The 12,577-nt window shown below is 67.5% G+C and carries 14 protein-coding genes and 1 pseudogene; 10 read left to right on the forward strand and 5 right to left on the reverse strand.

Annotated features, from left to right (window positions below):
- Positions 1–213: 213 nt before the first annotated feature.
- A pseudogene (locus ACFZBD_RS34685) lies at positions 214–356 on the reverse strand (IS5/IS1182 family transposase); the annotation flags it as partial.
- Positions 357–1,303: 947 nt separating this feature from the next.
- Between ACFZBD_RS34685 and ACFZBD_RS34690 the strand changes: the two are divergent.
- Entirely contained in the window at positions 1,304–1,546 is a 243-nt protein-coding gene (locus ACFZBD_RS34690) for a type II toxin-antitoxin system prevent-host-death family antitoxin (RefSeq protein ID WP_391147636.1), read from the forward strand.
- A complete protein-coding gene (locus ACFZBD_RS34695) occupies positions 1,543–1,989 on the forward strand; it encodes a PIN domain-containing protein (protein WP_391147639.1) in 447 nt (148 codons plus the stop codon). Before ACFZBD_RS34690 ends, ACFZBD_RS34695 begins: the two co-directional genes overlap by 4 nt.
- 329 nt (positions 1,990–2,318) lie before the next feature.
- Here ACFZBD_RS34695 and ACFZBD_RS34700 read toward each other — a convergent pair whose 3' ends face one another.
- Positions 2,319–2,579 (reverse strand): Txe/YoeB family addiction module toxin, encoded by a 261-nt coding sequence (locus tag ACFZBD_RS34700; RefSeq protein WP_391147641.1) that lies wholly within the window; start codon positions 2,577–2,579, stop codon positions 2,319–2,321.
- Positions 2,576–2,773: a type II toxin-antitoxin system Phd/YefM family antitoxin gene (locus ACFZBD_RS34705; protein ID WP_391147669.1), complete on the reverse strand. Its 198-nt coding sequence runs from the start codon at positions 2,771–2,773 to the stop codon at positions 2,576–2,578. The genes ACFZBD_RS34700 and ACFZBD_RS34705 overlap by 4 nt, the downstream gene beginning before the upstream one ends.
- An 889-nt stretch (positions 2,774–3,662) precedes the next feature.
- Here ACFZBD_RS34705 and ACFZBD_RS34710 point away from each other — a divergent pair.
- The 3 genes from ACFZBD_RS34710 (at position 3,663) to ACFZBD_RS34720 (ending at position 5,663) form a co-directional block, all read left to right on the forward strand.
- Complete coding sequence (locus ACFZBD_RS34710; protein ID WP_391147643.1) at positions 3,663–4,127, forward strand: hypothetical protein; 465 nt, start codon at positions 3,663–3,665, stop codon at positions 4,125–4,127.
- Positions 4,128–4,501: 374 nt separating this feature from the next.
- On the forward strand, positions 4,502–4,819 hold the full coding sequence (locus ACFZBD_RS34715; protein ID WP_391147646.1) for a hypothetical protein: 318 nt from the start codon (positions 4,502–4,504) through the stop codon (positions 4,817–4,819).
- Positions 4,820–5,267: 448 nt separating this feature from the next.
- Positions 5,268–5,663 carry a hypothetical protein gene (locus ACFZBD_RS34720; RefSeq protein WP_391147648.1) on the forward strand — a complete coding sequence of 132 codons (396 nt, stop codon included), beginning with the start codon at positions 5,268–5,270 and terminating at the stop codon, positions 5,661–5,663.
- A 221-nt stretch (positions 5,664–5,884) separates the two neighbouring features.
- Here the strand turns inward: ACFZBD_RS34720 and ACFZBD_RS34725 are convergent, their stop codons facing one another.
- Positions 5,885–6,148 (reverse strand): histone-like nucleoid-structuring protein Lsr2, encoded by a 264-nt coding sequence (locus tag ACFZBD_RS34725; protein ID WP_391147652.1) that lies wholly within the window; start codon positions 6,146–6,148, stop codon positions 5,885–5,887.
- A gap of 1,247 nt (positions 6,149–7,395) precedes the next feature.
- Here ACFZBD_RS34725 and tpg point away from each other — a divergent pair.
- A complete protein-coding gene (tpg, locus tag ACFZBD_RS34730) occupies positions 7,396–7,941 on the forward strand; it encodes a telomere-protecting terminal protein Tpg (RefSeq protein ID WP_391147654.1) in 546 nt (181 codons plus the stop codon).
- A gap of 190 nt (positions 7,942–8,131) precedes the next feature.
- The gene (locus ACFZBD_RS34735) at positions 8,132–9,157 is read left to right on the forward strand and encodes a hypothetical protein (protein ID WP_391147658.1); all 1,026 of its coding nucleotides are present in this window, start codon (positions 8,132–8,134) and stop codon (positions 9,155–9,157) included.
- A 234-nt stretch (positions 9,158–9,391) separates the two neighbouring features.
- On the opposite strand, the gene ACFZBD_RS34740 is transcribed toward ACFZBD_RS34735, so the two are convergent.
- Complete coding sequence (locus tag ACFZBD_RS34740) at positions 9,392–9,754, reverse strand: hypothetical protein (RefSeq protein WP_391147661.1); 363 nt, start codon at positions 9,752–9,754, stop codon at positions 9,392–9,394.
- Positions 9,755–10,216: 462 nt separating this feature from the next.
- Here ACFZBD_RS34740 and ACFZBD_RS34745 point away from each other — a divergent pair, with 462 nt between their 5' ends.
- The 3 genes from ACFZBD_RS34745 (at position 10,217) to ACFZBD_RS34755 (ending at position 11,945) form a co-directional block, all read left to right on the forward strand.
- A complete protein-coding gene (locus tag ACFZBD_RS34745) occupies positions 10,217–10,726 on the forward strand; it encodes a hypothetical protein (RefSeq protein ID WP_391147663.1) in 510 nt (169 codons plus the stop codon).
- Between the two features lie 593 nt (positions 10,727–11,319).
- Positions 11,320–11,574 carry a hypothetical protein gene (locus ACFZBD_RS34750; protein ID WP_391147665.1) on the forward strand — a complete coding sequence of 85 codons (255 nt, stop codon included), beginning with the start codon at positions 11,320–11,322 and terminating at the stop codon, positions 11,572–11,574.
- Positions 11,571–11,945, forward strand: a complete 375-nt coding sequence (locus ACFZBD_RS34755; protein ID WP_391147667.1) for a PIN domain-containing protein — start codon at positions 11,571–11,573, stop codon at positions 11,943–11,945. Before ACFZBD_RS34750 ends, ACFZBD_RS34755 begins: the two co-directional genes overlap by 4 nt.
- Positions 11,946–12,577: the final 632 nt, after the last annotated feature.

Below are 12,577 nucleotides of genomic sequence, written 5' to 3' on the forward strand. Positions count from 1 at the left end.
CGGGTCACGTGACCCGGCTGCCCGGCCGCTGCCGCGCAGCCGCCGCACCTCCGGCAAGCCCGCCACACCACACCGGGCCGGACGGCCGTGCCGGCTTCCGCAGCGCTCTCGACACCGTTCGAGACTCGCCTCGCCCTGGCCGCACCCGCCAGCCTCCGCCGTGTCACGTCCCCGGCTGCGTACAAACCGCACAGGCCGTCGATGACGAGGACCGACCTGGACCAGACCGTCGAAGACCGCGGCATCGGGAATCCGCGGGTTGTGACAGCCCAGCGGATGGCGCTCCTCGCGGTCCGGCACAAGGCCAGGAACTGGTCGCGGACCGGTTTGAGCAGGCATGATGGGACAGCAGGCACGGACACCCCGAGTGATCATGAAGTGTGAGAACTCCATGATCGGGGACCGTGCCTGCACCACTTCACCCGCCTACTGGCGGACGCTCTTACAGAATGGGCCTTCCTCACCGAGCACGGCGGCCACGAGGTCCATGAGGCGCCGGGCCGGGCCATTGCCGGTGAGAAGCGCGCCCAGCAGGTCTACGAGTGGCGGGGCTACGGCAGAGCGGACCTCGTTCACCCGGGCCCTGCACGTCGTCCGCCGCACGGTGATCTCGCCGAGCGGCTTTCCCCCCTCCGCCCGCAGACGCGACCGGCTCCTCGGACTCGCCGAGATCGGACACAGCCTGTTACCCCGTCGCCCGCCCCGTGACTGCCTCGCAAGATCCGCTCGTGCATCACCGGCTACGGCAGCAAGGCCCCCGGAGAACCAGCCAGCCACCGCCGTTCCCCAGTCGTCGTCACCCTGAACCACCGATGGCACGACCACTAAAACAACGTCATTGGTCACCGCGACACCGGGGGATCGCGTTCGTCGCGCAGTCGGTGAACCAGGTGATCCACGGCCTGCGAGCCCTGCCCTCGACATCGACATCGACAAGCACCGCCGCCCCCCTGCACGTGGTCGGTCTCCCACACCTGGTTACGCCAGCCCCGCGGCCGGGCCTCGCGCCGCCCGCTCACTACCCGTGAGCCCGGCCCGCTCCCCCGGCTGCAGATCACGACGGATCGCCCGGTGCAGCGTCGGAACTGACGGAGGCGGATTCCCCTCGCCCTGGCCGCGCGAGCGGCCAGCTCACGATGCACCGCCGCAGCGTTCCCCTTCTACAGCGCGGGAAAGGCGCGCAGCATGTCCAGGTAGGACATCTGGTGCCCGCGGTCCGGGCCTGCGGCACCCCGTCAGGAACCCGCAGGTCATCTACCGGTCAGCAACATCCCAGATCACCCCCTGTAGTAACATGTAGGACATGGAGACGACCGCCCGCGAGTTCAACCAGAAGTCCTCACAGATCCTCGCCGCGGCAGCACGCGGTGAGACTGTCACCGTCACCAAGAACGGCACCCCGGTTGCCAGGGTGGTACCGATCACCGGGGATGACGTCCCCCCGTTTCCGTCTGACCCCATGGGAGGCATAGAGCTCCCTGACCTCGGCCTGCCCGAGCTCAGCGATGACGGGATCGAGGAAGTGCTGAAAGGGATGGGGTCGTGAGCCTGGTAGCGATCGCTGACACCAATGCCCTGTACCGTCTGCTCGACACGAATCTCTCCGGCCACCAGGAACACAAGAAGGCCCTGGCAGCGATCAGCCATCTCGTCATCTCCCCTATGGTCCTCGCGGAGCTGGACTACCTGATCACGGCACGGGCGGGAACCCGCAAAGCCCTGGCCGCAGCCCGGTTCATCGAACGCAACACGGCCACCCGCCGCTTCGAAGTCCCCGCGGTCAGCGCACATCTGAGTACCGCGATCGCTGTTGCCGAGGGGTATGCGGACGCCGACGGCGGCAAAGGTATCGGTCTGGCAGACGCAATGAACGTGGCCCTGGCCGCCGCCTGCCGCACCAACGCCATGTTCACCACCGACCGCCACTTCCGCATGGTCCGCCCGCTGACCGGCCATCCAGCCTTCCGCCTTCTGCCCGACGATCTATAGCCGTTCCCCGGACAGGTGCGGCCTGCGCGGGTACCTTCTGCAGCCCGGCACGGCCGGCACCGTACGCGCCGCCAGCTGCCGAAGCGGCTGCTTCCCTCCTGTCTGCCAGCACTCGCCCGGCCCGCAGGCCCGAGGCCGAGGCCGAGGCCAGGCTGTACATCCCGGACAACACGGCCTCCCAGCCGGGCAAGTGCGGGTCAACCACGAATCAGGTGCGGTTCGCCTGTGCGGCCTACACGTCTTTTGCTCCGAACGTTACCGCCTCAGTGGCCGCAACCGCCGCGTCACGAGCGGCTTCCCACTCGGCGTCAGCCGCCTGCTGCCCAGGGTCAGCTCTCGTAGTGATACCGGCAGGATGCGATACGCACCTCGCCATCCACGATCTTGTACACCAGGCGGTGCTCGTCGTTGATCCGGCGGGACCAGTACCCGTGGAAGCCGTGCTTGAGAGGCTCCGGTTTTCCGATGCCCTCGTTCCCATTGCGCGTCACATCTGGGAGAAGGCTGTTGATCCTCTTCAGGACCCTGCGGTCCTGGACCTGCCACCACAGGTAGTCGTCCCATGCGGACTCGTCCCACACCAGCTTCACGACAGGGTTTCTTTAACAGTCCCCCCGCCGGCTTCCAGCCGCTCAACCGAAGCCAGCAGCCTCCGCGCGTTCACGGGGTTCCGCAGCAGGTAAGCCGTTTCTTTCAGCGACTCGTAGTCCTCCAGGGACACAATCACCACCGGGTCGTGCCCAGAACATCGTACAGAGGGTCCGGCGGCGGTCAAGCCACCCAGGAAGAGGCCAGTAGCTACACCGAGCCCGGCCCCGAAATACAGAGCCGCCGGCTCACGGCGCAGTGAAAGTTCCGGGGACGAGGCCCCTGGGAGGGCGCCAGTGCTGCCGGTCCCCGTGGCGCAGGCCGGCAGACAGCCCGGTCCGGCGTGAAGCGCAGACGGTCCGGCAGCCAGGCAGGGCCGGGCTTCCGCCTGGAAACAATCTGTCCTGAGGGTCCGTTGCCGGCACCAGGCAGGCGATCGCTGTATCAGGCAGGGGGGGAGGAAGCCGGGGTTGGCGGGGGTGACGGCGAACTGCGCGGTGGCTCTGGCCGCCAGACCCGGACAGGGGTGCCAGAGCCAGAAGCGTTCCAGATGTACTTGCCCGTGGGACGGATTAGACGGTGATCAGGCCGTCAGCGGCCGTTGCCAGCCTGAACCTCTCCCACGGGCCTGCTATGTCTGCCGCTGCTTTCAGGTGGTAGGTGGGGCCGGCGGGCCCGTTGGTGCTCTGGTCGACTGGGAGGAATGTGTATCGTGGCGTGGCCTGCGGGTCCTGCTGCAGGCGCTTTTTTTCCTCCATCCAAGATGGATCTCACGAAAAAACGAGACAGTGTCATGCTGCCCGCGAAAGATGCCCAGGACAGCGGCCCCCAGTGCCCTCAACCATCGGCCACAGCGCGCCCCATGCACGCTAAGCACGCCCCGACCAGCCTCACCACATCACAACCCGCCCTCTCTCGCACCCGTGTGTTCAAACTGATAGACCACACGCGGTAGCCAGCAATTGCTTGAACATCCTATTCTTTCGTGGCTGAAAGTCGCTCCCCGTTACGCTGGCCTGTCTGAAGTCATGCCAGCATCCTTGTGATCGATAAGAGACTGGTTCACAGATGACTTGGAGACAGAAGTGAAGAAGATGGCCGCGATCACTGTTGCAGGAGCGATATCCCTGGCGGGACTGGCCGCGACGGCAGCACCTGCGATGGCGCAACAGTCTTCCCCCAGTAGCCTGGTGCAGCTGGTGCGGCATGAGACGCCTTCATACATGAGCGCCTACTACACGGTCCATCAGGATGGGCAGTGGAAGTACGCCCAGCACTGGAACCGGCAGGCCGGCGAGCTGCCGACCTCGCGAAAGTCTCAGCGGCTCCACGAACTCATAGCCGCCCCCCGACTGATCGCGGAGGGAAATCAGCCTAAGCGGACCTTCTGCCCCAGCACCACTAAGCAGTATTCACTGACGACCGCCGGCATCAAGTTCTCTCACGCCTGTGGCAAGAGCGACCCTGACACGCCGGTATTCAATGAGATCGTCGACCTCCTGGAAGACATGATTCCCGCGCAGAACCAGGCTGAGGACACACCGTCCTAGACAGGTGGTTCAATCTTGGCTCAGAAAATTGAAGTCCTCGCAACGCCGCGCACGCCCTGCTCACCCTGGCTTCCCCCCTGGGACAGCAGGACCGGGGGCCCTTCCCCCTTACTTCACGCTTTGAGGTATCTGGCGTCACGCGAAGGACGGCCACTGCCCGCGGAAATGCGAGCAGCCCTCAGCGCATAGCGGCCATTCAGTGCGCATTCCGTGGGTTTCATTCTTGATTCTCACGCGGGACGGGCCGACCGCAAACAGTGCTCTCCTCTTGCCAAAGATTGGCCGATGTGAGGTCGCCCCGACCTCACGCCAGCGTGAAAGTCCGTTAACAATGCCTGTCGTGTACGCGGCGGGAGCCTGAGAAGAGGATTTCTATGAAGATTCGTCATGCTGCCACGACAGTGACGGCGGCCATCGCAATCGGTATGGTCGGGGTAGCCGCAACTCCGGCTCTCGCACAAGATTCCGCACCCCTGAAGTCTGCCGATATTCAGACCGCATATAACCAGAAGTTCACGGCGTCTGCCGGTGATCCCTCCAGCGCTCTGGCGAAGGCCCGCCAGAAGATGGCGAATTCCGTGGAAAACGGCCTGTTCAGGGGATGTATGGAAGTTGACAGCACGTCAAAATGGATCAAGGTTCCCAATATGCCTGCAACGGGGGCGGCGACTGTTTATTCATACTGCTGGTAGCCGGGGGGGTGCGTGGCTTCCTCTGCAGGCCGAAGGGGAAGCCTGCGTACAGCGATGCGGCCGACGGGGCCGGTGAGCGGAGGGAGCTTCCAACACGGCCATGTGGGCGTCAGCGGGTGCCGGAGGCAGGAACGTAATGTACGTACGGCGTGGGCCGCTCGATCGTTCACCCGGTCTGGGTGGGCGGCAGCCAGCTCCGGCCGGACGTTGTCGCCGCCGGGTGGGGCGGGAAGTCGCCCCACCCGTTGTCTGCCACTATTACCCAGGAAGGGATGTAATTCCGGACGTACAGTGATAACTCCGGAGGCCACAGTGGATGTTGCCGAGAAATTGGGTCTTAATGGATTTTACTCCGCGATCTCGGACGATTGGAGGGTGGCCCTTATTACCACTCGAGGGCAGCACGGCACTGCATTTTAATGCCGTCAATGGCAGTGCCGAAGCCGTGATGCGGTCGGACAGCGGTCTCGTCAGCACGCCGGCCGGGCTTCTTGATGGATACCTCGGTGTTCAGGGCAAGAGCACCGCCGGGACGGCAGAGACCTTCACGATCGCCCCGCTCAGCGGCGACGGAATCGCCCTGAAGTCGAAGCTCACGGGGAAGTCCGTCCGCGTGGACACGGCACTCACCGGACCGGCCGACCCCGCCATGCCCTGCGCGCAGATGCCGGCCGGAGCAGGAGCAGCGGAAAAATCCACGCTGGAACAAACGGGCCAGGGTGACATGCGCCTGAAATCGGGCATCACGGGAAAGTACGTCGTCAGGGACGGGCTGATCGCGGCAGACGGAAACACCGACCAGGCCCTTCGCCTCACCCTCCGGCGCCCGGCAGCACCGCAGTAGCCGGCTTCCCGCGGGAGACACGTCCCCGGCGGGAGGGATCTACAGGCCGACGCCGATGTGCCCGACGTCAGTGAGACGGACCTCTTCCGGATGGAGCGGGTGCGCTCTCTCGTGTGCGGGCCAGGCCCGGGCCGCTGGCTTCACGGGCCCCTTCCCGGAACCCGCAGATCATCACACCACGGTCCGAGAGGAGGGCCGGGAGGCGACTGCGGACGCGGCCGTCAGCCTTCGTCCTGCCCGCCGGCACCCCCGCGGCCGAGGTGAGCGTGGCCGGCGACTTCAACGACTGGCGGCACGACGATCTTTCGGGACTTCGGCCTTCGTCTCCGCTCTGCGCCGCGAGGGGACGTATCCGTCTCAGGGCGGGCCGCCCTGAGAAAGGGCGTGAGGGCCTCGCGCAGTTCCAACGCCTGGCCCTCGTCGAGTTCGGCCTCGTAGCAGATGCCGTCGATACCGAAGGAGACAGTCTCCGTCTTGCCAGCCATGACGGACCGCTCCGGTGAGGGGACCGGCACATCCCGCGCCAGTGCCGGAACGGCCTGACTCTGGTGCGTCCTGCGGTCGTGCCGGGCAGCGATCGCTCCAGGCCCGCGGTGGCAGACGCAGCTGCAGGTGATTCCTCCGGCTGTCGCCTCGGGACACGAATGGTGATGGCCTGTCATGCACCATCCCAGCTTGCCCACCGCTCGCCTCCTCACCCTCTTCGCTCCCGCGTTTCAGTGTAGGCCCCGGTTCGGGGCGGCACGGTACATCGAGACGGTCGGTGCGTCCATTCGCGATCAGCGCTTCCACCTCATCTTTCGTCTCTTTCCGGCTCCACTTCTGGCCGGACAACGCCGACGACAACGTCCCGGATGATGCCGACCAGCCGTTCCGGCGCGATCAGGTATGCGCCTCGCTCGCCGGGTTCCGGAACGTTCGGGCGCGCTACGCCCACGGACCGGGCCAAGGTCGCCCCCAAGTGCCGGCGAACGGCCGAGGGGATCGCGCCGATCGGTTACACGTCACCGAAGTCGACCCATCCGCCTTCACCACGGCCGGCGCGATCGTCAGCAGGCGGCTGCGGGACCTGATCGCGGTGGGCCCGGCCGCTGGAGTACAACCGATCCCGGCGCAGAAGGTCCGCGAGGGCAGCGTGGTGCGGCAGGAACTTGGTGGCGCGGATGAGACACCGGTTCCGGCGTCATGGGCCGCCAGGCGTGCGTAGTTGGAGGAGGAGACCTCGGGCAGTGGGCGGCACCGTCCCTGCGTCGGCGATGGGGGCATCTGCCCTCGTCTCGCATTGCCCGGTATTGATCTGTGCTCTGTCTGCCTCGGTGGTGACCAGCCGACCTGCGCCGCCGGCTGCGGCCGAGGCGTGATTGCCGACGCCGTGCGCTGTATCGCCTGCGCTGAACCGGTTGCACCGGAGGACACCAGCGTGTGCCCCGGTCACGGCGGCAAGCCGTGTGGGCGCGCCGTCGTGACCGAAGGCCTGTGCCGCAAGTGCAAGTTTGAGGTAGAGGAAGCCAAGCTCGCCGCAGAGGCCGAGTGGGAAGCCGCCCGAGACGCAGCCATTGCCGCTGCCAAGGCAGCCGAACCCGAGCCTGCGCCCCTCTAGGCCCCTGTGCGGCGATCTCCCGGGCGATCACCCTGTTCCAAGTCCCTTGGTCGTCCGGGAGTGGCGATCGGCCCTCAGATCGCCGAACGGCGCCCCGGCTTCACCTAGACACCAGACACCGAAGGACCCTGCATGACCATCGACGCAGCCCTGACCGGGGCGCTCGCGGGCGCGTTCACCCGGCCGATTCCGAAGTCCGCCGGCGCCCAGGTGCGCAAGCAGCATGGGGGCAGCACCCGCGATGTCGCCGCGCTGCTCGGCGTCTCCCAGCGCACCATCGAGCGCTACGTCCGGGGCAAGATCAAGCGTCCGCGGGCCGAGCTGGCCGACCGCATGGCCGCCGAGGTCCGGCGCCGCTGGCAGCCGCAGAACCGGGCTAAGGCCCGCAAGGCCGCCGCCACCACAGCCGGGCTGGTGATCGACACCCGGGCCCGGTTCGGCTTCACCACCCCGGCCGGCACCACCGACGACTCCCGCATCCGCCACCTCACCCTTGCCCTCCCGCCCCACCACGCCGCCCGGCTCCTCGACGCCCAGGACCAGGGCGCCACCGAACACCAGATGCGGCAGATCACGGCCGAGGCACTGGGAGAGGTGTACTTCCGCGACGGCGGCCGCCGCGCTCACGGCCTGGAGGTCGAGTACACGGACGTTGAGTACATCGCGTTCGAGCTGTAGCCGGACATGAAGACGGCCGGCGCCCTCAGTCCGCCGAAGCGGGTGGCACGGGCGCCGGCCAACCAAGACGCACACGATCAGGGACCGATGCTCCTCTGCGGCTGAGTGTAGCGACCGCTCCCGACTGCCATAAGCCCGGTAACGTTTTTTCGAGGGGCGGCGCGTTCGCCTGCCGGACAGCGCACGCCGCATGACTGAGGGAGACATGATGATCCGCGCGGGACGCCAGGAACTGGTGCGCACGCTCGCCGACTTGGCCCGGCAGCGAGGGGTCAAGACCGCCAGCTATGTCACCGCCAGGCCGTACGCCGCCAAGGGGTTCCCGGCTCCGATCAGCTCGGCCGGATCGCGCATCCTGCTTTTCGACGCCGATCAGGTCGACGCGCACCTGGCCGGTGAGCCGGTCCCCGCCCTCCCTGTGGAGGAGCATGACGACGATCTCCTTGACCGCCGTGAGTGCGCCGCCCTGTTCGCGATCTCCCCGCGCACCTGGGACACCTACAAGAACGCTCCCGAGCTGACCGGCCACATGGTGGTGATCGGCGGGGTCGAGCACTGGCCCCGGGGCGTGGTCCGCGCGTTCGCCGCCCGGCCGAAGAAGCCCGCGGCCGCGGGCCGGCCGAAGGGCGCCGGCGACCAGGTCCCCCGCGAACAGGTTATGGAGCGCACCGCACCGCTCCTGGACGCCGACCCCACGATCAGCGCCGCCGGTGTCACCCAGGCCCTGGGTATCCACCGGGACACCGCGCAGAACGCGCTCACCCAGCTCCGCGCCCAGCGCATCGCCGATCTCCTCGACGCGGACCCGTCCCTGACGCCCAAGGAAGCGGCGCAGCGCCTGGGATACCCCGGCGCTCAGGTGCGCCGCGCGCTCGCCCTGGCGGAAGTCGAGCAGCGCGCCCGCCGCATCGCCCCCTACCTCGACACTGTCGCCCAGGCCGTCCGCGCGGCCGGCTGGACCACCGCCGAGCGGGCCCCGGCCGTGCAGTACCTCGACGGCGAGGCCTGCGCGGCCGCGCTCATCCTCGAGTCCCCTACGGCGCCGGCCCCGGCGCTGGTGTGGGACGAGCGGTACGGCTGGCGCACCGCCCCCTCCCGCCGGCACCCGTTCGGCAAGGACACCGCGCACCGCCCGGCCGGCGACGGCATCCGCCACCTCCTCCAGGGCCACACCACCCCGGACCCCGCCGTGCTCCTGGCCGCGCTCGCCGAGTAGGCCTACGCGCGCCCTGAGCAGCACCGGATTGCCCTCCACCGCCCGGGACGGCTGGAGTTTCCAGGACATCTCCCTGCGGGCGACCTCCCGGCGGCGCTTCTCCTCCGCCTCCTGGGCCTCCAGGTGCCGTATCGCGTGATCGGTCTGGTCGAGCTGCCACCGCAGCCAGTCCTGAGCGTGCGCTGTTTCTCCAGGCGCTCCGCGGTCGACATCATCGGCGTCACGACAACACCCCTACGCGGCGACGCCCAGCGCGGGCGCGGGGACTGCGCCCGGGTGGCGCTTGAGCGCCGTACGCGCTGTTACGACGGTCTGGTCCTGGGTGTCCCAGTACGGGTGAGTGGAGACCTCGATCGACAGGTCCCGGACGAGGGCCTGGAGCCGGGCGTCCTCGGCTTTCTGCTCGTCGGTGTAGCCGGGGCTCGGCGCGCGGCCGCCGGTCACCTCGCCGGTGTGGGGGTGGACGGTGCCTGGCCAGCCTTCCATCGGCTCAACCGACCAGGGCAGGGTCCGGCAGTGCGCCTCGTATTCGGCCCGGGCCTGGTGGAGGCGGAGCTGGGCGTCGATCAAGTCTTGCGGGAAGGGGGAATCGGCCACGGCTGAAATACTACGCCTGTTCGAATAGCAGCCACCATGGCACCCTCTCCGCCACGCGGTAACGCGTGACTGCTCGCGATAGCTGTCACGTCGCAGCGCGACCTGTCACCGCCCTCACGCTCGCGTCGGTCGGGGGACCGACGCCTGTACGACGCTCCAGGTCACCGACTCGCGCGTACGTCGATGCGGTGACAACGACGGCTGCGAACGTGCCGTAGGTGACAACAAGGTCGCGCATCTGGTGCGACAGATACCGCTGAGATTCCAGCGCGGAGTCGCAGGTCGGCCACCGGCGCCGGTGACAGCCACCGCCGCAAGTCACATAACGTCACTCGAACAGGGGGCGTGGTTGTTCTCGGACCTTCGCGCCCGGCGGAGCGGCTACGAGCGACGAGATACTGCGCTTCGATCGTCCGGCTCTGCGCGGATGCGTCCAGCCTCGTCACAGTGGACGCTGTCCCCATGTCGCAGCAAGTGCCCCCGTCCGGGTGGGGGCAGCCTCCCGGTTGGGCTGAGCCGACTCAGCCACCGAAGCGGAACACGGGCAAGGTCATTGGCCTGTCGTGCCTCGGTGCGATCGTGCTGGTTGTGGCCATCCTTGCCATCGGCGGCCGCGGCGACGAACCCGATCAGACGCCGGCCAGCCCCGCCACCACCCGATCGGCTGAGCGAGAACGGCCACAGGACGAGACCGGAGCCCGCGGCGATGTGCAGATCACGGCATGCCAGGTCGATTTCCTGACCAAGTGGCCGAGCGCGACACTGCTCATCACGAATCGGTCGAGCAAGGCCAGCGACTACGTCGTGGAAATCGAGTTCGTCGACGCGTCCAACAAGCGCCTCGCTGAGGCGGGCGCGGGGTCGAACGGACTGGCACCCGGACAACGATTGACCGTGACGGCGCACGGCCTAACGCAGGTATTAACCAAGATCACATGCAGAGTCATCGAGGTCACTCGATACGCCTCATGACCACCGAGGCCCGCGCGGTGGCCTGCCCGCCCCACGAAACTTGCGGCCGGAGGCAGGTGTCGTATTGACAGCGAGGCCTGCAGCCGCGCCCACCCGTTCCACAGACCTGACAGAGTTCCTGCGTCGCGTCGGACGCCTGACGAGCAGGACTGACCGCCGATCGGATGCGGCGCGGCTCCCAGGTGCGGGACCTAGCCGGACGCCCAGTAGCAGTCGACGCCGACCGACGGACACCCTTATATCCGCTCGGCCACCTCGCCCTCCCCATGGGGCCACGACCCAGGGGCGTGCTCTGACTGAGCCGCCTGGGGCTGATCCGGGTGTGGAGGCTGACAAGCCTGTGACCGGCGACCACCCCGATGAGCCCCGCCTGCCCCTGCTCACCGCGTACAGCACCTGCTGGAAAGGCTCGACCGAGGGCAAGCCGCCGCCGGGCAGCTCGCCTCCGACCTGGCTCCCCGTTGGATAGGCACCCGCGGGCGCCCCCGGAAACACAGCTGGGGATGGGGCACCAACCTGAAGCGCCACCTTCCCCTGGCTCGTCTCGACAGCAACCCCCCAAACAAAATTCTACCGGCGGTAGAATCGGGGATATGAGCAAGCCGACGAGCATCAAGACCAGCGAGGAAGTGCGCGACCGGCTGCGCATCCTTGCCGACGAGCGCGGCACCACCATCACTGAGCTGCTGGAAGAGCTTGCTTCACGCGAGCTCACGGAATCCGAACGGGAGCGGCGTGCTTTCGAGGCGGCCCGTGAGCTTGGCATCGAGTACAGCGAGCAGGTCCAGCAGGTCGGCCAGGACGCCTGGGCCAGGATCCGCGCCCATCAGGGCGACGCCGCCGCATGAACCTGACGGCCGTCCTGGACCACACCGCACTGACCGCCTTGTACCGTGCGGATCCCTTCTTCACCGGCCTCTACGTCGAAGCCTCGCGTGGCACCGGCCGCGTCCTCATCCCGGCGCTCTCCATCATTGCTGCCGAGCGGCAGGACGCCGGCGCGGGCAAGCACGCGGCCTCGCTGCGGTTCGCGGAGAACGTGCCTTTCACCGCCGCGCATGCGGTAGAGGCGATGGACTGGAGACATACGGACTGGCCGGTGGCCCACGCGGCTGCCATCGCCTGGCAGGCGGCGAAGGCGGGGGAGCCGCTCACAGTCCTGTCCCTGGACCCCGAGCTGTATGCGGGCACCGGCATTACCCCGCTGAACCCCACCTGACCACGTCCACCAACGTCGTGGGGGCGCCCCGATAGGTTTGGTCAAGCGCCAGGATCGATACTGGGCATCGGTATCTCTGTGGGAATCGATGACTACGTGGGCAGAACTCGGGTGGGGTCTGGTTTTCGGTGCCGTCATGTTGGTGGTGGCGTTTAACTGTCGTGATGCGGCCTGGCGAATCCACGGCTTCATGCCGAACACGGCGGGGGTCAATCGGCTCCTGACGCCGCTGCGAGGGGCGCTGCAGCGGCGGCTGCCGCTACGGCGGCCAGCAGGCCGCGCCGTAATGTCATCGAGACTCGCATAGAGCCCTCCCTTCCATGTGCGGCTGCGCCGCTTTTAGTGATTACGTCCCACGTAACCTGCAGGGCGCGCGGGCTGTCATCCACCGGTCAGCGGGAGTGCAGGCCGGATCACACCGCCGATCACCCCAGCCCGCTATGGGCCTGGGCTGATGATGTGGAGTCGCGGGACTCCGTTGCGATGTGCCGGCTTCCTGTCAGTGAGCTTCTTCGCTGTGGCCACCGATCGGGTGACGGGCCGTGAAGCGCAACGAGCGAGGCCCCCGGGCTGTTGATCGAGATGTCTGACGTCTCAATCACGTTGCTCGGGGGCCTCGTTGGTCATGCATC

It is taken from the genome of Streptomyces sp. NPDC008121 (genome assembly GCF_042957155.1).
Classification (GTDB): Bacteria; Actinomycetota; Actinomycetes; order Streptomycetales; family Streptomycetaceae; genus Streptomyces.